The organism is Paraburkholderia sp. BGA-UO-ETr-F21 (assembly GCF_059567925.1).
In genome coordinates, this window is sequence record NZ_JCAQOY010000040.1 from 840261 (window position 1) to 863725 (window position 23465).

18 protein-coding genes are annotated in these 23465 nt (G+C 66.2%); 14 read left to right on the top strand and 4 right to left on the bottom strand.

What is annotated here, in order from left to right; all coding sequences use genetic code 11:
* Positions 1–73 precede the first annotated feature (73 nt).
* The 8 genes from sctJ to sctC all read left to right on the top strand — a co-directional run bounded on the left by sctJ (position 74) and on the right by sctC (position 8887).
* Positions 74–940, top strand: a complete 867-nt coding sequence (sctJ, locus tag AC57B1_RS36240) for a type III secretion system inner membrane ring lipoprotein SctJ (protein ID WP_408347822.1) — start codon at positions 74–76, stop codon at positions 938–940.
* 18 nt (positions 941–958) lie between these two features.
* A complete protein-coding gene (locus AC57B1_RS36245) occupies positions 959–1744 on the top strand; it encodes a type III secretion protein HrpB4 (protein ID WP_496420090.1) in 786 nt (261 codons plus the stop codon).
* The gene (gene sctL / locus AC57B1_RS36250) at positions 1729–2550 is read left to right on the top strand and encodes a type III secretion system stator protein SctL (RefSeq protein ID WP_496420091.1); all 822 of its coding nucleotides are present in this window, start codon (positions 1729–1731) and stop codon (positions 2548–2550) included. The genes AC57B1_RS36245 and sctL overlap by 16 nt, the downstream gene beginning before the upstream one ends.
* A complete protein-coding gene (gene sctN, locus AC57B1_RS36255; protein ID WP_408347305.1) occupies positions 2547–3896 on the top strand; it encodes a type III secretion system ATPase SctN in 1350 nt (449 codons plus the stop codon). Before sctL ends, sctN begins: the two co-directional genes overlap by 4 nt.
* 20 nt (positions 3897–3916) lie before the next feature.
* Positions 3917–4423, top strand: coding sequence for a type III secretion protein HrpB7 (locus AC57B1_RS36260; protein ID WP_496420092.1), 507 nt, complete (start codon positions 3917–3919; stop codon positions 4421–4423).
* Complete coding sequence (gene sctT / locus AC57B1_RS36265) at positions 4420–5355, top strand: type III secretion system export apparatus subunit SctT (RefSeq protein WP_496420093.1); 936 nt, start codon at positions 4420–4422, stop codon at positions 5353–5355. The genes AC57B1_RS36260 and sctT overlap by 4 nt, the downstream gene beginning before the upstream one ends.
* A 188-nt stretch (positions 5356–5543) precedes the next feature.
* On the top strand, positions 5544–7019 hold the full coding sequence (locus tag AC57B1_RS36270; RefSeq protein WP_408347314.1) for a helix-turn-helix transcriptional regulator: 1476 nt from the start codon (positions 5544–5546) through the stop codon (positions 7017–7019).
* Positions 7020–7105: 86 nt separating this feature from the next.
* Complete coding sequence (gene sctC / locus AC57B1_RS36275; protein ID WP_091792711.1) at positions 7106–8887, top strand: type III secretion system outer membrane ring subunit SctC; 1782 nt, start codon at positions 7106–7108, stop codon at positions 8885–8887.
* A gap of 122 nt (positions 8888–9009) precedes the next feature.
* On the opposite strand, the gene AC57B1_RS36280 is transcribed toward sctC, so the two are convergent.
* Complete coding sequence (locus AC57B1_RS36280) at positions 9010–10068, bottom strand: response regulator transcription factor (protein WP_496420094.1); 1059 nt, start codon at positions 10066–10068, stop codon at positions 9010–9012.
* Between the two features lie 495 nt (positions 10069–10563).
* Between AC57B1_RS36280 and AC57B1_RS36285 the strand changes: the two genes are divergently transcribed.
* The 3 genes from AC57B1_RS36285 to AC57B1_RS36295 are packed head-to-tail and all read left to right on the top strand — an operon-like array spanning position 10564 to position 15118.
* Positions 10564–11661, top strand: a complete 1098-nt coding sequence (locus AC57B1_RS36285) for an aromatic ring-hydroxylating dioxygenase subunit alpha (protein WP_496420095.1) — start codon at positions 10564–10566, stop codon at positions 11659–11661.
* On the top strand, positions 11661–13700 hold the full coding sequence (locus AC57B1_RS36290; protein ID WP_496420096.1) for a thiamine pyrophosphate-binding protein: 2040 nt from the start codon (positions 11661–11663) through the stop codon (positions 13698–13700). The genes AC57B1_RS36285 and AC57B1_RS36290 overlap by 1 nt, the downstream gene beginning before the upstream one ends.
* Positions 13697–15118 carry a polysaccharide pyruvyl transferase family protein gene (locus tag AC57B1_RS36295; RefSeq protein WP_496420097.1) on the top strand — a complete coding sequence of 474 codons (1422 nt, stop codon included), beginning with the start codon at positions 13697–13699 and terminating at the stop codon, positions 15116–15118. The genes AC57B1_RS36290 and AC57B1_RS36295 overlap by 4 nt, the downstream gene beginning before the upstream one ends.
* Here the strand turns inward: AC57B1_RS36295 and AC57B1_RS36300 are convergent.
* The 3 genes from AC57B1_RS36300 to AC57B1_RS36310 all read right to left on the bottom strand — a co-directional run bounded on the left by AC57B1_RS36300 (position 15097) and on the right by AC57B1_RS36310 (position 20297).
* Positions 15097–18315, bottom strand: a complete 3219-nt coding sequence (locus AC57B1_RS36300) for a hypothetical protein (RefSeq protein WP_408347330.1) — start codon at positions 18313–18315, stop codon at positions 15097–15099. The genes AC57B1_RS36295 and AC57B1_RS36300 overlap by 22 nt on opposite strands.
* A gap of 193 nt (positions 18316–18508) precedes the next feature.
* Complete coding sequence (locus AC57B1_RS36305) at positions 18509–19600, bottom strand: LLM class flavin-dependent oxidoreductase (RefSeq protein ID WP_496420098.1); 1092 nt, start codon at positions 19598–19600, stop codon at positions 18509–18511.
* 73 nt (positions 19601–19673) lie between these two features.
* Positions 19674–20297 (bottom strand): DUF3455 domain-containing protein, encoded by a 624-nt coding sequence (locus AC57B1_RS36310; protein ID WP_496420099.1) that lies wholly within the window; start codon positions 20295–20297, stop codon positions 19674–19676.
* Between the two features lie 507 nt (positions 20298–20804).
* On the opposite strand from AC57B1_RS36310, the gene AC57B1_RS36315 reads away from it, so the two are divergent.
* The 3 genes from AC57B1_RS36315 to AC57B1_RS36325 are packed head-to-tail and all read left to right on the top strand — an operon-like array spanning position 20805 to position 23319.
* The gene (locus tag AC57B1_RS36315) at positions 20805–21755 is read left to right on the top strand and encodes a TylF/MycF/NovP-related O-methyltransferase (RefSeq protein WP_496420100.1); all 951 of its coding nucleotides are present in this window, start codon (positions 20805–20807) and stop codon (positions 21753–21755) included.
* Complete coding sequence (locus AC57B1_RS36320; protein ID WP_496420101.1) at positions 21749–22915, top strand: cupin-like domain-containing protein; 1167 nt, start codon at positions 21749–21751, stop codon at positions 22913–22915. Before AC57B1_RS36315 ends, AC57B1_RS36320 begins: the two co-directional genes overlap by 7 nt.
* Positions 22912–23319: a hypothetical protein gene (locus AC57B1_RS36325; RefSeq protein ID WP_091792718.1), complete on the top strand. Its 408-nt coding sequence runs from the start codon at positions 22912–22914 to the stop codon at positions 23317–23319. The genes AC57B1_RS36320 and AC57B1_RS36325 overlap by 4 nt, the downstream gene beginning before the upstream one ends.
* The last annotated feature ends 146 nt before the right edge of the window (positions 23320–23465 follow it).

The window sequence follows — 23465 nt, forward strand, 5'->3', positions numbered from 1 at the left end:
CCTGCGCACGCCACCCCGCCGGTGGCGCAGCGCCTGCACGAACCCTGAGCACTCGATGCGAGACGCCGCCACCATGTTCGACCGCCTGCCGATTCGCCGCCGCGCCACACCGTTCGTCTGCGTGCTCGCGTTATGCGTGCTGCTGAGCGGCTGCAAGAAAGAGCTGTACGGCAACCTGTCCGAGCAGGACGTCAACGAGATGGTGGTCGCGCTGCTGGAGCGCGGCGTGGATGCGTCGAAAGATACGTCGGATGCGGGCAAGACCTGGTCGCTCGACGTCGACGACGCGCAGATGGTGCGTGCGATGGAAGTGCTGCGCGCGCGCGGTCTGCCACACAACAAGTTCGACGATCTCGGCGCGCTGTTCAAGAAAGACGGTCTGGTCTCGACGCCGACCGAGGAGCGCGTGCGCTTTATCTACGGCACCTCGCAGGAGCTGTCGTCGACCTTGTCGAAGATCGACGGCGTGCTGGTCGCACGCGTGCAGATCGTGTTGCCGAACAACGACCCGCTGGCGCAGACCATCAAGCCTTCGTCGGCGGCGGTGTTCATCAAATATCGGCGCGACTCGGACATTGGCGCGTTGGTGCCGCAGATCAAGACGCTCGTCATGCATAGCGTGGAAGGGCTCACCTACGATCAGGTCAGCGTGACGGCGGTCGCGGCGGACCCGGTCGAATACTCGCAACTGCCGCAGAGCAATGGCATGCCGGCGTGGTTGATGGGTGTGCTCGCCGGCGTGGTCGTGCTCGTCGCGACCGCGCTGCTGGTGCTCGCGCGCCGTGGCGTACTGGCGGGGCGGCCCGGCGGTAAGACGGGCGGCGAAACGGGCGGCAAAACGGGCGGTGCTGCGACGGGGGGCCATGCAACGGGCGAGCCCGCGAGCGGCCGCATGGCTGGATTGCTCGCGCGTTTGCGCCGTCTGCGCCCCGCGAACTGATCCGGCGAAGCGGCTGCGATGAACGCCCCGACCGATTTGCCTTTCATGCGGGTGGCCGCGGCGCTCGACTGCTATCGCCGCAACCTTGCGAGCGTGGCGCGCTGGGCCGATCCGTCCTGGAGCGCCGCCTTGCTCGGCGCCAATGCGGTGCAGTTGCAACACTGGCAGGGCGCGCTCGAGCGTGCCGGCGCAGCAGCCGTCGAAGCCTGTTCCCATGCCCTTGCCGATGCCGCCGGAGTCCGGCCGCCTAAGTTCGCCTCGCTGACTCATGCCGCGCTGAAGCCCTCGCCTGCGGGCACGGCTCAGCCCAATGCGGTGCTGCTCGACGTGCTGCCGGTCGGTCACGCACTCCAGGTCCTGCGCATGCGCGCATTGTCGTTCCGGCGCGCCGAGGTGCGCCGTTTGATCGACAAGCGCACGCGATCGCAACTCTCGGAATGGACGGGTGTGGGCATCGACCGCCTCGCTCAGGACGCCCATCTCGCCGATGCGCCCGATATCGCCCGATTGGCCGCGCGGGCGGCGATGCCGCCGTTGACGGCACTGGATGCCGGCACGCTGGCGGCGGAAGGCTGTGCGTTGCTCGTGCGTGACCTGGGCCGGGTCAACGCGGCAAACGGTGCAGGCAGTGCGAACGACAGCACGCGTGTGGCGTTTCCCTTGCTGAGGCTCGCGTTGCCGCGCGCGCTGCTCTCGCCGGCGTGGCTTGCGTGCGTGCCCGACGAGCTCGACGCGCCCGGCTCAGCCAGGCTATTCGCGCGTCTATCCGATCTGCTACCGGAGTTTGCATGGCTATTTGGTTGAAGCACGCGCGCTCCGCCCTGGGCGATATCGACGCCTACGGTTCGTCAGCCCGGGTCGGCGCGGCCGCCGACGTGATTCCTCGTGCGGCCTTCGGCGAACTGGTCTCGATCGATGCGGCGTATGCGGCGCTCGCCGCCGATCGCGATGCGCTGCTTGCGAGCGCGCGCGAGGAGGCGGCGAGCATCGTCGACGCGGGGCATGCGCGGGCCGCGGCCATCGCCGAACAGGCGCAGCGCGAATACGACACCGCCAGCGAGCAGGGCTATCGCGACGGCTGCGACCGCGCGCTCGCCGACTGGATGCAGCGTCTCGCCGACGTCGCGGACGCGCAGAGCCAGTTGCAGATCCGCATGCGCGAGCGGCTCGCGCAGATCGTCGCGTCGGCGGTCGAGCAGATCGTGCGCGTGGAGCGGCACGAGGCATTGTTCGAGCGGGCGCTCGCCACCGTCGACCGCATCGTGGAAGGCGCGACCTACCTGCGTGTCGCGGTCCACCCCGACGACTATGCCGAGGCCAAGGCCACCTTCGACCGGCTTGCCTCGCGCTGGCGCGATCTCGGTCAGCCCATACCGCTTTCGGTGATGGCGGACAAGCGGCTCGAGCCCGGCAGTTGCGTGTGCGAGTCCGACTTCGGCACCGTCGACGCGAGCCTCGATACGCAATTGCGCGCCATGCGCAGCGCCGTGTCGCGTGCGCTGAAACGCTCGGTCGAAGAAGCCGATGCGCAGGGCGAAGAGCGGGCGCGCGGCGATGCGGATAACGACGCCGACGACTACGACAGTCTCGCTGACGGGGAAGCCGCATGAGCACGCCGTGGCTCACCCGGACGATCGATTTCGACCGGCTTACCGACGAGATCGAACGCGAGATTCTTGCTGTTCCGGGCGTGACGCGCACCGGTAAAGTACTGGAAGTGATCGGCACGCTGATCAAGGTGGCCGGTCTCGATCTGTCGCTCGGCGAGTTGTGCGAATTGCGCGCGCCGAACGGAACGTTGCTTCAGCATGCCGAGGTGATCGGCTTCACACGCGAAGTCGCGCTGCTCTCGCCGTTCTCGCGCCTCGAAAACATTTCGCGCTCGACTCAGGTAATCGGTCTCGGCCGCTCGCTCGCCGTGAAAGTCGGCGACATGTTGCTCGGCCGCGTGATCGACAGTCTCGGCGAACCCGTGGATGGCGGCCCCCCGATTCATTCCGACACGCTGCGGCCGATTTTCGCGGCGCCCCCCGATCCGATGAGCCGCCGCATGATCGAGGCGCCGTTGCCGACCGGCGTGCGCGCCGTCGACGCGATGATGACGCTCGCCGAGGGCCAGCGTATGGGCATTTTTGCGCCGGCCGGCGTGGGCAAGAGTACCTTGCTCGGCATGTTCGCGCGCGGCGCTTCGTGCGACATCAACGTGATCGCGCTGATCGGCGAGCGCGGTCGCGAAGTGCGCGAGTTCGTCGAGCTGATTCTCGGACCCGAGGGCATGGCGCGCTCGGTCGTGGTATGCGCGACCTCGGATCGTTCGTCGATGGAGCGCGCCAAAGCAGCCTACGTCGCGACCGCGATTGCCGAGTACTTTCGTGACCGCGGTCAGCGCGTGCTGCTGATGATGGATTCGCTGACGCGCTTCGCGCGCGCCGGCCGCGAGATCGGTCTTGCGGCCGGCGAGCCGCCCGCAAGACGCGGCTTCCCGCCGTCCATCTTCGCCGAATTGCCGCGCTTGCTGGAACGCGCGGGGATGGGCGAGACCGGCTCGATCACCGCGCTCTACACGGTGCTCGCCGAAGACGACAGCGGCAGCGACCCGATCGCCGAAGAAGTGCGCGGCATTCTCGACGGCCACATGATTCTGTCGCGCGAGATCGCGGCGAAGAACCAGTACCCCGCGATCGACGTGCTCGGCAGTTTGTCGCGCGTCATGCCGCAGGTCGTGCCGGACGCCTACGTGCAGGCCGCGGCACGGATTCGCGAACTGATGGCGAAGCATCGCGAGGTGGAGATGCTGTTGCAGATCGGCGAGTATCAGCCCGGCTCCAATCCGCTCGCCGACGAAGCCATCGGCAAGGCCGATGCGATCAGGGCGTTTCTGTCGCAGCGCACCGGCGACTACGCCGCGCCGGGCGATACCGAAGCGCTGCTGTACGAACTGAGCGGGCTCGGCTGATGGCCGCAGGATCGATGGGCATGCAGCAGCGGCGCATCGTCGCGCTCGAGCGATCGTGCACGCGGCGCCGGCGTCTTGACGAAACCTTGCGCGCGACGCTCGCGGCGCAGCGCAAGGTGCAACTTCAACTCGAAGCCGCGCGTGATGCCAAGGCCGAGCAACACGCGCACGAGGCTGGCGTGCTGCAGTTCTACCAGCATCGCATGGACGGCATGATGACGGGCAGCGAGCCGTTCTCGCTCGACGATCTGAACAACTGCCGTTTGTATATCGGCGTGGTGAGCGACCGGTTGCGCCTACTCGAAACGGAACTCGCGCAGGCCGAAGCCGCGGTAAAGACCAATAGCACCGCGATCGCGCAGACGCAACGTGACATCGCGCTGAATCAAGGGCGCATCGATTTATGCGGCGAGCGGATTCGCGACATTCGCCGCGTTCAGGACAATGCCGCCAGCGACGCGAGCGACGAGGAGGCTGAAGAAACCGCGCTGGCGCGACGTTTTCAGGCGCGCGGAGCGCACCCATGAACGACATCTTTTCCGCGCTGCCGCAACTCGGCACGCTGCTCGTCGGCTACATCACGTTGATCGGCGTGTGCTCGCTGCGCCTGTTCATCGTGATGTTCATCTTCCCGCCTACCGCGGACGGTTTGCTGCAAGGCGTGGTGCGCAATGCCGTGGTGGTGCTGTTCAGCGCCTATGTCGCTTACGGTCAGCCCGTCGCGTTCATGCAATCGCTGCACGGCGTCATGCTGCTGGAAGTGGGGTTGCGTGAAGCGCTGATCGGACTCGTGATCGGCTTTGCGGCCTCGGTCGTGTTCTGGGTCGCGGAGGGCGCGGGCACCTATATCGACGACCTGACCGGCTATAACAACGTGCAGATCACCAATCCCACCCGTCAGGAGCAATCGACGCCGACCGCCACGCTGCTCGGACAGATCGCCGCCGTCGCGTTCTGGGCGCTCGGCGGCATGACCTTTCTGCTCGGCACGCTGTACGAGTCGTATCACTGGTGGCCGATCGTGTCGGCGGGGCCGAACGTATCGAACATACTCGAATCGTTCGTGCTCACGCAGACCGACACGCTGATGCAAACCATTGCCAAGCTCGCCGCGCCGATGATGTTCATTCTGCTGCTGGTCGATTTCGCCTTCGGCTTTGCCGCGAAGTCCGCCTCGAAGCTCGATCTGATGACACTCAGTCAGCCGGTCAAGGGCGCGGTGACGGTGTTGATGCTGGCGCTATTCGTCGGCATCTTTGTCGACCAGGTGCGCGATCAGGTGACCTTGCGCGGTCTCGAAGCGCAGTTTCGCGTACTGAACGAAATGACGAAAACGCCGGCTCCTTCGGCGACACCGAACGCACCGAACGCACCGAACGCACCGAACGCACCGAACGCACCGAACGCACCGAATGCATCGAGCACGCCGAACCTTGCGACGCCGTCAGGCAAGCCTTGAGCTTGCGTTGAGAATGCGTGGCGAAACGCGGCTGCGCGGCCGCATCGATGCAAAACTCAAACCTTCTCAAATGCGCCGCAAATATCAGATTAATTGAAACTTCGCTTCAGGCGGCTCGCTACATTGACTCCACTCGACGCATCGCGCATGTCGCCTGCGACGCGTTCCCGCACTCAGAGGAGTCGTCCATGTTCTCGATGCTTTACTTCCCCGTGGTATCCGCGCTCGCGACGCCCGCACCGTCTGCTCACCCGGCATTGTCCAGCCGTTTTCTCGAGACGTTGCTCGACGGCAAGCTGAACGCCGCGAGTCAGCTCGCGAGTCGCTGGGCCGACGAAGCGGGTCACGCCGAATTCGCCCCGCATGCGCTGCAACTGCACGCCGACATGCAACTGATGCTCGGCATCGAAGTCGAGGCCGAGGAGAACTACCGTCGTTCGCAAAAGCTGAGTCGCTCGTCCAAGCATGCCATTCGTACCGCGTCGTGCCGCAACGCCGCCTGGCAGGCGTTTTTCCGGCATCGTCTCGGCACTGCGCTGGCGTGCTTTTCACGTGTGGCCGATGAGCCCGGCATCGAACCGGCGCGCGCCGTGGAAGCGCACTTCGGCATTGTCTGCGTGCTCTACGAACTGGGCCGCACGAGTGAAGCCGCCGACGCCATCGACGATCTCGTCGAACGGGTGGAGCGCGATCTCGGCGATGCAGCGGGTCATTGGCATGCATTGCTCGGCACGCTGCGCTTCGACCTCGCCGTGCAGATGGAAGTGCGCAACGCGACGGCGTTGCGCGATCATGTCTACTGGCAATCGGGCTTGTCGAGCGAACGCGTGCCACGGCCGGGCCGGGGCGCCGATGCAAGCGTGGACAGTCTCGCGCGCGCGGTGTTCGGCGTGCGCTCGCCGCTGCTGCGCGCGCGCATCGACTACCTGCAGCAACTGCGTCTGGCCGCCTGCGCGGATCGTGACGCGATCGGCGCATTGCAGCAGCATCTGCACTGGTCGCGCGAGCAGGGAATCGGCGACTATCAGCGCACGCTGCGCCTTGAAATCGCGCTGGCGACGCTGGCGGGCGCGGCGCCTCATCTGGCCTGCTCGATTCTCGAACCGCTGCATCAGATCGGCCGCAACGGCACCACCGGCCACCGTCAGCTCGAATATCTCTACTGCAGCGCCAAAACGCGCCAGGCCGAAGGCCGCGCGCAGGAGTCGCTGCAACTCTATAGCCGCTATGCGCTCGTGGCCATGCAATGCCTGCGCGAAGATTCGCAAACGCGCGCGCCGTTCCTGCAGCGCGGCGCGAAGGCCTCGCCCCAGCTCGACGATGTCGGCGCGCGTCTGCCTGCCAAGTATCGCCGCGCGTACAGCTACGTGCTCGACAACCTCGACCGGCGTGATCTGTCGGTCCGCGAAGTAGCGGCAGAGATCGGCGTGACCGAGCGCGCGTTGCAAAGCGCGTTCAAGAATTTCCTCGGCCTGTCGCCGACCGAACTGATCCGGCGTCAACGCATGGAGCGGATTCGCGCGGAACTCACCGACCGGTCGTATTCGAGCGATCGCGGCGTGTTGGGCGCCGCGAGTAAATGGGGCGTGCAAAACCGCTCGACGCTCGTCAACGGTTATCGCAAGCAGTTTCATGAAGCGCCGTCCGAGACGCTCGAGCGATAGCGCCGCCGTGCTTGCGGCACGGGTTGCTGCTCCGGTTGCGCTGCGGCGCTCGCGGCTTTTTCCATCACCCTCACACAGTCGACTCCATGAAATCGAAGACGCTGTTCTGCGCCGCGTGGCTCGCGGCGTCCCTCACGTTGAGCACGCTGCAACCCGCCAGTGCGGCGCCCGTGCGGTGGCGCGGTACGACGGTGCATATCGCCGTCGAAGGCAAGGATCTCAAAGACGTGCTGCGCGATTTCACCGCGAGCCAGGGCGTGGCCGCGTCGATCGCGGGCAATGTTCAGGGCGCGGTGACGGGCCGCTTCGACATGTCGCCGCAGCGCTTTCTCGACACGCTGGCGTCGACGTTCGGTTTCGTCTGGTTCTATGACGGCAGCGTGCTGTCGATCAGCAGCGCCAACGACGTCACGCACCAGGTGATCAAGCTCGATCACGCATCCGCTTCCGATCTGCGAGCAGCGTTGCATACCATGAGTGTCGACGACGCGCGCTTCCCGGTCGTATACGACGAGAGCGCGGGCACGGCGATCGTCAACGGTCCGCCGCAGTATGTGCAGATGGTGAGCGAGATCGCAAAACGCCTCGACGACAATGCGAGCCGCCGCAGCGGCTCGGTGATTCGCGTGTTCAAGCTCAAGCACGCATGGGCCGCCGATCACAAGGTGCAGATCGACGGCAACACGATCACCGTGCCGGGTGTGGCCACCGTGCTGTCGAACATGTATCACGCCAGGCAGGAGAAGGGCGGCGGTCAGTCGCAGACCTCGGTAGCGCCGAACATGCAGCGCGTGCCGGCCATGAACGACGTGGGCGGAGGCAATAGCGGCGGCGGCCAGCTGAACCCGCCGTTGCCGCCCAATATGGCCGACGGCCAGGGTGGGGCGCTCGGCGGGCTGGTCGGTAATGCGCAGCCGTCCAACTACGGCAGCACCGGCAACGTCGGCTACGCGAATGCGCCTGGCGCTTCGCAGACGAGCCCACCGAGCGGCGGCGATCTGACCTTGCCGATCATGCAGCCCGATCCGACAACCAACTCGGTGCTGATCCGCGATACGCCGCAGCGCATCGACCAGTACGCTTCGCTGATCGATCAGCTCGACACGCGACCCAAGCTGATCGAGATCGAAGCGCACATCATAGAAATCGACGACGACGTGCTCGCGCAAATCGGCGTGGACTGGCGCGCGCATAACAGTCATCTCGACTTCCAGACCGGTACCGGAACGTATCAGCAGAACAGCTACGCGAACGGCTCGATCAACCCGAACTTCGGCACCACGACACTCGCCGACGGCACCACGGTGGTCTCAGCGACACCGGTCGGCGCCTCGATTACCGCCGTGCTCGGCGATGCGGGGCGTTATCTGATGGCGCGCGTCAACGCGTTGCAGACCACCTCGAAGGCAAAGATCGATGCGTCGCCGAAGGTCGCCACGCTCGACAACGTCGAAGCCGTAATGGACAACAAGACCAAGTTCTTCGTGCGTGTGTCCGGTTATACGTCGGCGGATCTGTACAGCGTGTCGACCGGCGTCTCGCTGCGTGTGCTGCCGATGGTCGTGCAGGAGGACGGCCAGATGCGCATCAAGCTCGAAGTGCATATCGAAGACGGTCAGCTCACCGGCCAGCAGGTCGACAACATTCCGGTCATCACCAGCAGCGAGATCAATACGCAGGCCTTTGTCGGCCAGGGCGAGAGCCTGTTGATCGCCGGCTATAGCGTGGACAACAACTCGAACGGCGTGACCGGCGTGCCGGGCTTATCGAAGATTCCGCTGATCGGCGCACTGTTCCGCTACAACAACGATGAGCGCTCGCATATGGAACGCGTCTTTCTGTTGTCGCCGCGAGTGCTGGATCTGTAATCGGAAGGCCGCTGCTGAACGCGGGGGCACGTGCGGCGTCAAGTTCGACGTCGTAAGTGCCCCCACTTGCGATTGGCACACCCGCTTTCCTCAGCGGTGGTGTGCGTCCCTTTGCCCGTGCATTAGCCCCGCCGCCCGTTGCTGCCCAGCAGCGCGGCGGGAATCGGGAACGACGTCAAGGCCGACGAAGCCTCGCTTACCGACGATTCGGCACCGCGCGTGCCGATGCCCACAACCGGGTTCACGATATGCGCGGTGCCGCTGTGCCACATGGCGGCATACTGAGCCCATGGTTGCGCGCTGCGAGCGGCTTCACTGTCTTTTTCGTGGACATCGAGCGTTCGGGAAACGCGCGCGGTTTGCCGGATGCCTTGTCTGTTCCCTTCGTCGCGAGCGATATCGACGACTTCTGTGATCGCCTCGATCGCATTGACGGCCCGCTCGGCCTCGCTGATCACCGGCATGATGGCATCGGCATCCTGCTTGCCGTCGCACAACTCGACGCGATATCCGTGTGCATACATCGTGCGTAGCTGAACGCCTGACGCGCCGTTCAGCCCCAGCTTCTTGCGCAGTTTGTAGATGTGCTGTTCGAGCGTGCGTCCGACGATATCTTCCGTACTGCTCCAGATCGCACCGGCAATCTGCCGGCGGCTCACATATTCACCCGCGCGCGAGAACAGCAGCCAGGCGATGGCGAACTCACGAACCGTCAGGCGGATTTCGCGTTCGTCCACCAGCACCGTGCCGGTACGCCGGTCCAGCCGGTAAGGGCCGAGTTCGGCCCGATCTTCGGATTGCAACGGTGGCGGCGACTGAAAGCGGCGCAATGCCTGGTAGGTGCGTACTTCGAGCTCTCCCTGGTCGATCGGTGAGAGCACGACGTCGTCGGCGCCGACTTCGAAAGCGCGCTCGATGCTGTCGCGATCGGCAAACGCGCCGATCACGATCAACGGCGCGCGGCGGTCGCCATAGCAGGCTCGCCGTGCGAAGACCGCGCGCGTCGCGTCGATTCCCGTTGCCGCGTCCACAAGAATGGCGTGATAGTCCTCCCGATAGATCGCCCGTGAGAGCGCGACGTCATCGAGGAAGCGGCAGCATTCGATCGTATCGTCGCGAAAGCATTGGCAAATCAGATTGAACAGGCTGCTGCTGGTAGTCATCACGGCGAATTTCAACATGCCCTCCGGGGATTGATGCATAAGTTTGCTTCCCAAACCGCGTTGCTTGTCCCGAAAATTACGGTCCTTAAAATATCAGGGCTGTAACGAATTGTTTCGCCCTAACATGCACTGAAGCAGCATGAAAGATTCGGAATTTGTTTCGCATCGTTTCAATCCAGTCAATAACCGGACAGATCGCGGCTATTAGCCGGGAGATGAACGGCTAAATACGAATTCGGCATCAATTACCTTATCGCTTGCCTTAACGGGTAAAAGAGACCCGGGCCGCCGGGAATCGCATGCGAAGCAAGGTTCGCAGCACCTTTCAGGTTCGCAAGCCGTATTTATCTTTGTTGAGCATCTCGAATGCGCATTTTGTGAATGCGGCTTCGCATTTGCCTGAGCTTTGTTGAATCTGTGGGATGACCGGGCTAATTACACTCGCATGAGGCGGCCGCCCAATGCGGCACCGCGCCGTGTTTTTCCTCTGCCGATTCCATTGCGAGTGGTCTCATGTCCTTTCTGTTAAACGCCTGGCATGTCGCCGCTTTTGCGCACGAGGTTCGCGCCGACCTGCCGCTCACGCGCACGCTGCTCGGGCGGCCGGTAGTGCTGTATCGCGATGCCGGACAGCGTGCCGTCGCGCTCGACGATCGCTGCGCGCATCGCTTCGCGCCGCTCTCGAAAGGCCGTATCGTCGACGGCGTGCTCGAATGTCCGTATCACGGTCTGCGCTTTAACGCGAGCGGGCAGTGCGTGCACAATCCGCACGGCGACGGCCGCGTGCCGGCGGGCGCGAAGGTGCGTGCCTACCCGTCGATCGAACGTTACGGCGCCATCTGGTTCTGGCCGGGCGACCCCGCCCACGCCGACGCGGCGTTGGTGCCGTCGTTTCCTTTCGTCGATCCCGCGACCAACGTCACGCACGACGGTTATCTGCATACGCGCGCCCACTATCAGCTGAGCGCCGATAACCTGCTCGATCTGAGCCACTTCCAGTTCCTCCATCCCGATACGCTCGGCAGCGAGGCAATTGCACGCGGCGACGTGCAGTCGGGCAGTCTCGGAGATACGGTCTGGGTTCGCCGCAGCACTTACGACGAAGCGCTGCAGCCGTTCGTCGCGCAAGGCTTCGGGATTCCACCCGGCACGCGGGTGGATCGCTGGATGGATGTGCGCTGGACGCCTCCCGGATTGCTCTCCATCGTGGTCGGCGTAACGGCGGCGGGCATGCCGCGCGAAGCGGGGCTGATCGCGCCGTCCGCGCATTGGCTGACGCCGGAAACCGAGTGCACGACACACTATTTCTTCGCGTTCGGTCTGCCCAGTGAGATGGGCGACGCGGCGCGCGGTCTGGTGCGCTATGCCGTCGAAGGTCTGATGAAGCCGTTCGAGTGCGAAGACTTGCCGATGCTCGAAGCGCAGCAGAAGAATCTCGGCGACAACGACTTCTGGGCGATGCAGCCGGCGCTGCTGCCCATCGACGCCGGCGCGATTCGCGCACGACGCGTGATGGAGCGGCTGATTGCGGCGGAGCAAGGGGCGAACGCTGCGCAGGCGCGCACGATCGCGATTACGCCGGTGGCGGACACTTCGCAAGCGTTGGTGTGATGAGCGCCGTTCCCGCCACCGCGGCGCCCGGTGAATCACTCAACACGGTATGGGTGGAGTTCATCGTCGAGATGTTGAGCGCGGCCGGTGTGCGTCATGCGGTGTTGTGTCCCGGTGGCCGCGCGAGCGCGATGTGTCTTGCCCTCGACGCGCATCCACGAATCGCCGTCGAAATGATCAGTACGGACGAGCGCAGCGGCGCGTTCGTCGCACTCGGGATCGCGAAAGCGAGCGGCGCACCGGTCGCGATCGTCACGACGTCCGGCTCGGCGGTTGCCAATGTCTTGCCGGCCTTGACCGAAGCGGACGCCTGCGGTGTGGCGCTTGTCGTACTGACGTGCGACCGGCCGCGTGGGCTGCGCGGCGCTGGCTTCGGACAGACGGCGGACCATCTCGGTGCGACCCGCGCGTTCGTGCGCGCACAGGCGGACCTGGCCGATCCCGAGGACTCCGCACGAGCCGTAGAGCGAGCGCGCGGCGAGATCGCGGCCGTGCTGGCCGCCATGTTCGAGGGCGTGCCCGATCTCGGCGACAGCCTGTCACGCGCCGACGCGCATCCATCGTCGATGCGGCCAACGCGTGGTCCAGTGCATCTGAACGTTCCGCTGGCCGGTGTCTACGACGCGCTCGAAACGCAGCCGGTGTCGCTCGGGACGGTCCGCGCGGCGCGGGCCGAGGCCGACGGCGGCGCATGTGCGCCCACTGCTTTGCAAGAGCGCAGCGCGTCTCTATACGCCGACTCCCGCTTATCCGACAGGTCTGCCGCGCTGATCGTCGAACGCGTCATGACGCGTGTGCTCGCGAGGCGCGGCAGCCGACCGCTCAGTGACGGTCTCGACGGGTTGATCGTGGTCGGCCCGGAACCGGGCGTGCCACCCGAGGCGATCTTCGCGCTGGCCGCGGCGAGTGGCTTTCCCGTGCTCGCCGATGCGGGCAGCGGGCTGCGCTCCGGGCCGTTTGCATTGGCGCCGCAAGCGGCTGCGCAAGGCGCGGCGGGCGCATTGATCGTCAACGCATTCGATGTATTCGGCGGCGCGGCGCGGCTCGCGTCGGCGCGTGCGGAACTGATCGTGCGCTTCGGCCTCGCGCCGGTCATGCCGGTACTACACACGTACCTCGAAACGCATGCCGACGTGCCCACCATCAAGATCGCGCCTTGTCGTGTCGCGCATGACTATCTGCACCCGGCGCTGGATCCGCGCGATGTGGTGGTCGCCGCTTCGCCAGCGACGCTGGATGAGATGGCTGCGGCGTTGTGCGAGGCCGTGCCCGTGCCGTTACATCGGACTTCCAGTACCAGTACCAGTACCAGTACCAGTGCCAGTGCCAGTGCCAGTGCCAGTGCCTGGCCCAACACAGCGGCGAAACCTGCCGCGCCCGTCGCCTTTTCCTGGCGTGACCGCTGGGCGAGCGTTGCCGCCTACGGTGCGCGCGAACGGCGCGCGTGCGTTGCGGCGCTCCCCTGGGGTGAAGTGTCGGCGGTTCATCGCGTGCTGGCTGCGCCCGGCTTTGCCTTCGTCCATCTCGGCAATTCCATGTCGATGCGTCACGCCGATATCGGCTACGACGTGCGTGCCGCGCGCCAGACTATCTATGTGAACCGCGGCGTGAGCGGCATCGACGGCACGCTGGCGACGTTCATCGGCGAAGCGCTCGCGCGCCGCGATGCGGGTCTGTTGCTGCTCGGCGATCAGGCGTTGATTCACGATCTCTCCTCGCTGGCGAGCGCGCAACGTGTGAGTACGCCGGCCTGCCTATGCGTGCTCGACAACGGCGGCGGCGCGATCTTCGACTTCTTGCCGATCTCGCGAGCACCGGCCTATCGGCGCACGATCCGCAATCCTTACCAGCTCAATATCGGCGCACTGGCGCAGGCGTTCGGGCTGGCGCATCGCCGTGTCGAGACGCGAGACACGCTGGACGAGGCGCTCGCGGAGGCGCGTGATCACGCCGGCGTGACGATCGTCGAAGTGGCGGTCGATCCGTACTCCGGTGCGCTGCAAATGCAGCAACTCGCTCAAGCGTTAGGTGCGGCATGATGGATTGGGACCTTGCCGACAGCCCATTGCGGCGGTCGCTCGCCGCGCTGAACCGATATGCGGGCGCTCCCGCGCCAGACGAGGTATTTCTCGACGACATGCGGCGACGCATCGACGCGGCGCGGCGTGCGCCCGTGCGCAGCGATCCCGGCGAAAATCGGAACGCGCCGCGCAACACATTGCGCGACTCGCCGCGCGTGCTGTTGCTCGGCTACAGCGGCGCGGGCAATACCGGTGCCGATCTGCGCACGATCGAGACGATCGCGCAGTTGCGTCGTCTGCTCGCGCCGCGCGAGCCCCGTATCACGCTGTTCGCGCTGGGCGACTGCTTCGATCATCCGCTGCTTGCCGGCACGCCGCGTCTCATGCCCGCGCTGCCGTATCTGCCCGATGCGCTCGACGCCGCCGTGCGCGACGCCGATCTCGTGCTGAACGTGGAGGGCTCGACCTATACGTCGAAGTTTTCCGACTCGTTGGCGGGCGTGCTGATCGGCGGAATCGCGCTCGCGCATGCGCACGGGCGGGCGGCGATTGCGTACGGTGTCGATAGCGGCACGATGAGCGCAGCGCTCACGCGCTTTGTCGAACGCCACGCGCAGGCCGGAGAAGTCATTTGCCGCAACGAAGCGGCGCGCGCGCAGCTCGCGTCGCTCGGTGTGAGCGCGCAAGCGGGCGCCGATACCGCGTGGACCTATCGGGCACACTCTGCAGTGCACGATGGGCCGCACGGCCCACGGCGCGCGGTGCTCTGTCCCAACAATCCGTTCTGGTGGCCGGTGCATGCCGACGCGGCGCGAGCGCGTGAGCTCGACGCGCGTGGCGAAGTATCGCCGCTGCGCTATGGGCCGTTGCATTTCCACTGCTGGGACGCGTCGCGCGCCGAGGCCTATCACGCCTATCTGGATCGATTCGCGCGGATTGCTGTCGGCTTGAGGGAGCAGGGGTACACGCCGGTGCTGGTGGGCATGGAGCAACTCGATCGCGGCGCCTGCGCCGATCTGGCGGCCCGTGTGCCGTTCCCGATCGAGATCGTCGCGCGCGGCCCGCAGACGCTCGACGAAGTGGCCGCCACGGTCGCGCATGCCGCATGTGTGGTGACGACACGCTATCACGCGGCAGTGCTCGCGATCTCGCATGGCGTGCCGGTGTTCGGGCTGTCGATGGACGCGCGCATCGAGCGCTTGCTGAGCGAGGCGGGTTGCGCGCGATGGAGCGCGGCCTGCGATGACGTCGGCGGCGCGCAGGCCGCGCTCGCGGCCATTGCATCGCTGCGGGATGAAGGTGTGCGCGGCGCGTTGCTGGGCGCATACGGCGACTATGCGCGCCTGCAACGCGCCCGCTTTGACGGGATGGGTGAGCGGGTGCGTGCCGTGCTCGAAGGCGCGGCGCGCCTCGATCAAACCTGGGCCGACAGATAGCTCAGTTCCCGCTGCGCACTGACCTGCTTGACCGCCTGCGCGGTGCCGACATACGAAAGCCCCGACGTGCGCGAAGCCGAATTCGACTCGTAGCTGTACAGCACGTGATTCGTCCAGCTTGCCGGCGACTCGAGCAGACGCGCGATCTCGCCGCGAATCCGCAGCATTTCCCTCTGCTCGTCGGCGCTCGGCGTGCGGCCGCCCTGCTCGTACATGCGCAGCGTGCCGCGATACGCGTTGATCTCGGCGGCCGCCTGCGGCACGATGCGCTGCCGCTCGCCGTAGTACTGATTGCCGCGAGTCGCGTTGAGCTTGACCTTGGTCTGGTACAGGTTCAACGCCGCCTGGTCGCCGTTCATCGAATGAGTCCATTCATCATTGCGACTGTCGATGTATTGCAGGTAGTTGCCGACGCTCGTGAACTCGGTATCGCGATAGGTGCGCTCGGGCACGATGTCGCCGCTTTCTTCATAGAGCCGCAGCGTCGAACCGGTGCCGGTCTGCATCAGGGTCGTGCCGAAGCCCACCAGCGGCGCGCTCGAAAACGACAGTGAGTTGAACGGCCCGACGTTGCCGATCGGCACGGGCGGCGGGCTCGCCACCAGCGTGGCGCTGCCGTTGACCGCGAAGCGATGCCCGCTGCTCGATTTGTCGACGTTGCGCGCGCCGCTCTGATCCGTCGCATGTGCCTTGCTCGAACTGAGCACGGCCTCGGCCGTGACGAGCGGCCCGAACTTGACGTTGGCCGGGCTCACGTAACGCGCGCCACCCGTCACGGCAACCGAGCCGTAATTCGAACGGCTCTTGTTGTCGACCCAGCCGATCGACACGTCAGGATCGGCAAAGAACTTGTCCGCCATGCCGTTCCACATTTCGTCCTTGGTGCGCGGCAGTTGTCCTCCGGGACCGGCTCCGCCGAGCGTGCGCACCACGTCGGTCATCTTGCCGCGCCACGCCTCGGGGTCGTTGCTGCCGGTCTGGTCGAACGGCGTGCGGATCACCACGCCGCGGGGATTGCTGGTGTCGCGTCCGCCGATCACGGACCCGTAGCCGCTTGCCATCGCCTTGCCGCCCGCGAGCGACCAGCCAATGAAGCCGCCCACGCCCAGGTGCGCGGACTTGCGGTTGTCGGTGCCGATGAACATCTCGCCGTGATGCGAGGTGGAGCCGACTTCGAGTAGCGCGTGACGGCCTTTCAGATAGCGCACGTCCGGCGCCACCGACGCGCTCGGCGCGCCGACGAGCCCGAGCGCGGTCGCGATATTCTCGGAGATGTTCGCGTCCAGCCCATACACGCCGCCGCTCGACATCTGCACGCTCCACGTCTTCGGCACGTTTTCGACCAGATGGCACAACGAATCGATATTGCCTTGCGGCGTGGCAGGCGTCGCCACTGGATCCTGGCGGATCGCCTGCATACGGTCGAGATTTTCGCCGAGCGTGCGGCCGGTCGCGCCGATCGGCGCGTTCATGTCCGCGCCCGATTCGGTGGCCCAGGCGCGCAGCGTCTCGGCGTTCATTTTAGGCAGATCGCGGAACGCCGGGCTGTCGCGCACCGTGTTCCTGTCGACGTTCAGCGCGCCGGCAACGTCGCGCGCAATCTGGTTTCGCTGCAGACGGCCGAATTTGGTGTCGTCGCGCAACCAGCCCTTGGTGCCGATGCTCGCCTTCCAGTTGCGCAGCGCGGCGGCGCGCACGGCGGCGTTCATCGTCGCATTGTTCGGCGCTTCGCCGCGCCGCCGTTGCTGCCCGTTCACCACCTGCGTATTTAGCGCATCGACCACCGTATCGATGGATTGCAGCGTGCTGAAGTCCTTGTCCGGATGGTCCATCAGTCCGCCGGCAGTACCCATGCCGAGCGCGGAGATCGGGTCCTTCTCGTGGCCGAAGCTCTGCTTGACGCCGCTGCGAAAGCGCTGCGCCGTGCGGTTCATCCACGAACCGGTGCGTGCCGAGGTGGCATTGCGCTGCGCGTGCTTGACCACCGAGAACATCCGGTTCTGCACCTGGCCGACATCGGCTTCGGCGATCCCGTTGCGATGCGCCAGGTACGCCGAACGCAAACGCGTGTCCGGTTGCGCGCGCGGATTGTCGAGCAGCGCGTTGCCGCACAGCATCGCCTTGGCGGTCTGCGTATGCGGCGCCAGCGCGAGGCTGATCGCGGCTTGCTGCTGGCTTTGCGCGACCTGGGTGTTGGGGTCGCGTTCGGCGGCCGGCAGCATGGCGTTGGCCGCTTCGCCGAGTTCACGCAGCGAGCCGGGTTTTTCCATGCCGTTCGGCCATGCCGACAACAGTGTGTCCGCGGCGCGCCAGGTTTGCCAGTCGGCTTGCGCGTGGACCTTGCGGTCGCGCTCGGTGGGCGCCTGGAGATTGCCGCCCAGCGGCGGCGCCGCCTCGACGTCGCGCAGCGCGTGGAAAGCGGCTTGCGAGCGCGCCATCGCGCAGCGGGTGGCAAACGCATCGCGCGCCTGCTGCGCGTTGGGATGCGCGATCGTGCCTTGCAGCACGCCGAGCACGTCGTTCGCGCGCTGCACGTTGCCGCCCGTCGCTTCCGCCAGCGCATGACCGAGAAAGCGCGCCTTGGCGAGCGGCGGATCGCCGCGCCGCGCTTGTGGAATCGCTTCGCGGATGTCGTGCAGCAGCGCGTTTCGGTCGGTTTCGAACTGAGTGCCGGGTTCGGCCGGAAAGCTCGCGGCGAGATGCGCGTCGGCCGCGGCCTCGTTGCGCAGTTCGGTGCTCGCTTGCGACGCGGCGCGCTCGTTCTTGCCGACCGCGCTCTTCACATTGGTGTTGTTGTGCGATTTGACGCCAAGCGGAGTGCTCGCGTTGGGCTTCGGCGTGTGCATCTGCTTCGCGCTCGGCTCGATCTCCGGCGCGGGCCGCGACGCGCGCACCGTCGTGCGCGTATGAAACGGCGTATAGGCGCGGCTCGCGCCGCTGCCGGTCAGGTCGTTGAAGGGCGAGCCTTGCGGCATCGGGTCACTGCGCGTCTGCCCCGTTGCAAGCGGCGTCTGCACCGGCGCGCTGGGCAGATGGTTGCGCAATGCGCGCAGCTTGTCGAGCGGGCCGCCGACCACGCGCGTTTCGGGCAGGGGCGTATTGGCCTGCGGCTGATTCGGCTGTGGGGCCGCGGGTTGCTGCTGTTGCTGAACCGGCGGCGCGCCGCGTGAGAAAGGGTTGCGAATCCCGAATGGCACGAGCGGTCTCCCAGGTGAGGACGGTCGCATCGGCTGATTGCCGACGATGACGAATTTTCATTGCCACGTCACACGGCGGTGCTGCAACTCCGAAGTTTGGAACGAGGATGCGAACGTGTCGGCGGCGAATGGGGCGCGCGGGCAAGCGTGTCATGCGTGCTGAATGGGTTCAGCGCTTTATTCACCACGCGCTTCACCACGTTAGCGTGGCTTCCCATTGCGGGCGCGACGCCGCTGCTCGTTGCGCGCCCGCTCCAGGCGCATCGCCGGCGAATGCGGGCATCACGTCGCGTGCGAAGCGGCGCATCGATTCCATCGCCATGTCGTGCGGCATCGAACCGAACCAGAAACTTGCGCTGAAGTAGTCGCAACCGAGCCCGCCTCGAATGCGGCGCAACTGGCGGATACATTCCTCGGCGGTGCCGATCACGAGGAAATCGTCGCGCAGCACGTCATCGGAGGGTTCGTCGGGCAGGGGCTGCGCCGGTACCATGCCGTCCACCACGTCACCCATATCGTGACGCAGGCGCAGCGTCGCGCGTCCGTTCCAGCGGGCATGCTCGACGGCCTCGCGGGCCTGCGCTTCGTTTTGTGCGACGAACACCGGCCGCTGTGTGCCGATGCGTACTGTCGAGAGCCCGGTGGCGAGGTCCGGATAGTGGCGCCGTACGTCGGTCAGCTTCGAAATGGGTTCGAGCACGCCGGTGAAGAGGTTTGCGCGTCGCCGCACGGCCTGTTCGACCGACTCGCGCCGGCTTGAATTGACGACCAGCCACACCGGCATCGCGCGTTGCAGCGGTTGCGGCACGAGGCCGGTGCGGGGAATGCTGAAGTGTTCGCCGTGATGCGAGAACAGAGGTTCGCGTAGGGCCTGCAATAACACGTCGATCGCTTCGTCGTCGCGGGCCGAGGTGGCGCCTTTGACAAGTTGGAAGCGCTCGTACTGGTAGCGCTGATAGCCGCTGCCGAGGCCGGCCTCGACGCGTCCGCCGCTCAGCACGTCGAGCGTGGCGAGTTCTTCCGCGATCACGAGCGGATGATGCAGCGGCACCGGCACGATCGCCGGGCCGAGACGCAGATGGCGGGTGCGCGCGGCGATATGGGACAGCAGCATCAGCGGCCGCGACGAGTGCGAATAGTTCGTGAAGTGATGTTCGGCAAGCCACAGGTGGCTGAAACCGAGCGTATCGGCGGCTTCGGCCATGGCGATCGCGCGCTGGTACAACTCGGCGGCGGGCTTTGGCTCGGGCGCGGGCAGCGTCATGAACAGACCAAATTGCATCATCGACTCCCATATACAGCAGTCGGCCGGCGTCAGCGCTTGAGCAGCGCTACCGCGGTCCCATTCGACGCGGGGGTTACCGCGAGGCCTGATTCGCAGGCAGTGCAGCAGGCGCGTGGCCCCTCGCGCGGTAGAACATATACGTCGCGCCGTACGGCACGAGCAGATGCGCGCCTTCGAGTTCGCACAACGGTTGTGGCGGCAAACCGCCCGAGGTGTCGATGCGCTGGATCGAGCTGACGTCGGCGAAACGGCCTTCGCCGGGGCGTGGGGCGGCGACGAAGCGGGCCGTGTAGCGCACCCAGGTCAGCGCATTCGCACCAACCTGGCTTTCGGCGGCGATATTGCCGATCACGTAGCTGCCGTCGTAGGAGAGGAAGTAACGGCCCGGCGCGACGGTGCCGACGCTTTTTCCTGCGGCGTCGACGAGAATTGCTTCGGAGCCCAGAGGATCCCAGGCCAGTTGCGTACCGTCGCGGGCGACGCCGGGCAGCGTGTCCGGCCGCGCGGTCACGCCGAAGGCGGGCGGGCTTGTCCTGATGCGCCGGCACACGTAGGTTTCGTCGCCGTGGGTGGTCATGACTTCCTGGAGTACTTCGTCCTGGCTGGCGCGCAATGCCGCGGGTAGGTATTCGTCGGAGGTCGGCGGCGGTTTGGGCGCCGTCGCGCAGCCGGTGAGGGTGAGCAGGCAGCAAGCCATGAGGCACAGCGTCGAGGGGCGCGGCGGCTGCACGGGGCGGGGCGGAAAACCGGTCATGGGAGCAAGGGGCGGGCGGGCAATATTGGCATCACACCTGATCCGGCGCGCTACTGCCTCGCTCGACACGAAAGACTGGATCGAAAACCGCACGCAGGTACGACGGGCACACATACTGGCCGGGCAGGACGGCAGGACGGCAGGACGGCAGGACGGCAGGACGGCAGGACGGCAGGACGGCAGCGGCAGCGGCAGCGGCAGCGGCAAACGGCAAACGGCAAACGGCAAACGGCAAACGGCAAACGGCAAACGGCAAACGGCAAACGGCAAACGGCAAACGGCAAGGCGCCGGTGGTTCGCATGAGCATGCATCCATTCGCGCCTCAGTCGAACCGTGCCCGGGCTAGGCGGGATACTGGCCTCGCTTGCCGCAGCGCCCGCCATCTGGCGGGACAGCTTCTGCGCAACGCCCTCTGCGCACAACGGCCCGAGAGCCCACCCGAACCGGCGATGGAATTGAATCTTCCGAATCCTCCGCGTCCTGCTTCCGCTTCTTCGTCCGGCCCCGATCCGCGGCTATCCATGCTGGCCGTCGATAACGAGCGCGCCTATGTCTACCTGGCCATGATACGCCGCTACATTGGCGGCGCGGCCGACCTCGATGATCCCGCGCATCGCGCGGCGGCTCGAGGCGCGCCGATCACCGCCGACGATTGCGCCGAGCGGCTCGCCGAGGCGGACCGTGTGTTCGCTGAATGGCTCGCGCCGCGCCGCTGCTCGGCTGCCGATATTGCCGGCATCGAGCCCTCACGCATGGCGCACGCGCTCAACCACATGCACCAGGAGTCGCGCCGTCTGACGATGTGCGATGACGTGCTGCTCGATAACGTCGTCGAGTTGGCGCGCGTGGTGATCGACGAACGCGTGCCCGGCGACTTCATCGAAACCGGCGTATGGCGCGGCGGCGTGACGATTCTGATGCGTGCCGCGCTGACCGCGTTCGGCGGCGTCGGCCGCGGCGTGTGGGTGGCCGATTCGTTCGCGGGCCTGCCCGCGCCGGACCCGGTCACCGACCTACGCGATGCGATCTGGCATCACCTGATGCGCGCGGTCGGCCTCCTGCGCAGCGATCTGGCGACCGTGCGCGAGGCTTTCGCGCGCGTGGGTCTGCTCGATCGCCGGGTGCGCTTTCTGCCCGGCTGGTTCGCCGACACCTTGCCGGATGCGCCGATCGAGCGCCTTGCGTTGATGCGGCTCGATGGCGACTGGTACGAGTCGACCCGTGTCGCGCTCGAGTCCTTGTATCCGCGTCTTTCACCGGGCGGCTTCGTGATCGTCGACGACTATGGTCTGCCGACCGGCTGCGCGCGCGCCGTCGACGAATACCGTAGCGCGCATCGCATCGATGCGCCGCTGATGCGTGTCAATGCTCAAGCGGTGTACTGGCGCAAGCCATGGTGAACATGATCGCGCATGACGAACTCAGCGCGTTTCTGGAAGCGCGGCTCGGCGAACATTACGTGGCGCCGCCGCAAGTGACCACCGTGGATCTGATCGTCAGCGATCGTGCAGAGGCCAGCCGCCGTTTCACCTTCGGTTGGCGAATCGAGTCGGCGCCAATCCCGCGTGGCGACACGCACGGCGCCGCAGCTCGCATCACGCTGAAGCGGGCCTTGCTGAGCGCAATGCTCGACGACCCCACCGGCTTCGATCCCCGCAGTGCCGCGGCCACGGCGCTCGGCGGTGTGCGGATCGATGGCGCCGAGCGGCTCGCCGCTTACTGGCTGCAACTGCTCAAGCGGCCCTCGGCGATGGGGCGCATGGCGCTCGAGCGAGCCCAACGGCGCGCACCCGCTGCGCTGGAGACGGTGCCGTCGCTGCGGGCGAGCGGCTGCAGCGACACGAGCCTGCATGCGGCACTGGCGGACACGCTCGAGGCATCCATCCCGCTGGTGTTGCGCGGCATGGTGAGCTGGCCCGAAGTCGCGTGGACGCTGGACGATTGGCGCACCCAGGAGGGGGCGACGGTGCTGCGCGCGGACCCGTCGAGCGGCCTTGCGCAAACTGTCGCCGACTTTATCGACGGGTTCGTCGCGCAGCATGCTCCCGGCGCCGGCGCTGCGACCTACACGGAAGGCTGCCTGCTACCGCCCGCATGGGAAGCGCGCTTCTGCCTGCCGATGCTGCCGGCGCGCCTGTTCGGCGCCGGACAACTCTGGTTCGGGCGGGCCAGCGCCGCCGCACTGGTCACGCGGTTGCATTGCGATCTGGCGAATTCGTTTCTCGCGCAGCTCCACGGCCGCAAGCGCGTGCGGCTCTATGCGCCGGCTCAGGAGCGCGCCGTCTACGCGGTCGATGCGTTCAACACGTATCGTCCTTGCCGCGTCGACGTGGCAGCCCCGGACCTGACGCGCTTTCCGCGCTTTGCCGATGCGCTCGGCGTGGATGTCATGCTCGAACCGGGTGACCTGCTGGTGATTCCGACCGGCTGGTTTCACTGCGTCTGGGCGCTGGATCATGTGCTGTCGATCAGCCGGTTTGCCGACGACGTAACCGCGGCAACGCTGCTTGACAGGACCCCTTCAACATCGATTGCATCGAATACGACGAGGACCGGATGATCGGCACAACCCCAGGCGACTCACCCCGCGCGCGCTTTTTTCCCTTCGTACGCAGCATGGCCGTGAGCGCGCTGCTCGCGTCGGCGGCGGCGCTTGGCCCGGTGTCCGCGCAGGCGCAGGCTTCTGCGGCCATGACGCAGGTCTGCACGACGCGCGCGAACAACGCGAAGCTGATCGCGCAGGACCGTGATGCCGGCGTCAGCAAGGAAGACGAGTTGCGCAAGGCGCAGCGCGTGGCGGCGGCGATGCCGATCGAACGACAGTTGTACGCACAGGCGGAATTGACCACCTTTATCGATCGTCTTTACGGGCAGTACGCCAAAACGCCGCCGCAACAGGCCTACGACAAGTACCTCGCCTACTGCGAAGGGCAGGCCGCGCGAGGCGCCGCGCAGGTTCAGTGATGCGTGGCGCGGGTTGCCGCGGCACGCGGGCGTGTTTGCCGGTGTGTCGTTTCTGCTGCCGCGCACGCCTCTTCGCGAGGACATGGCTTCGCATTTTCGGCCCGCTGTTCGCGTGGGCCGGAACCGGAGCCGACCGCCCAATTAGC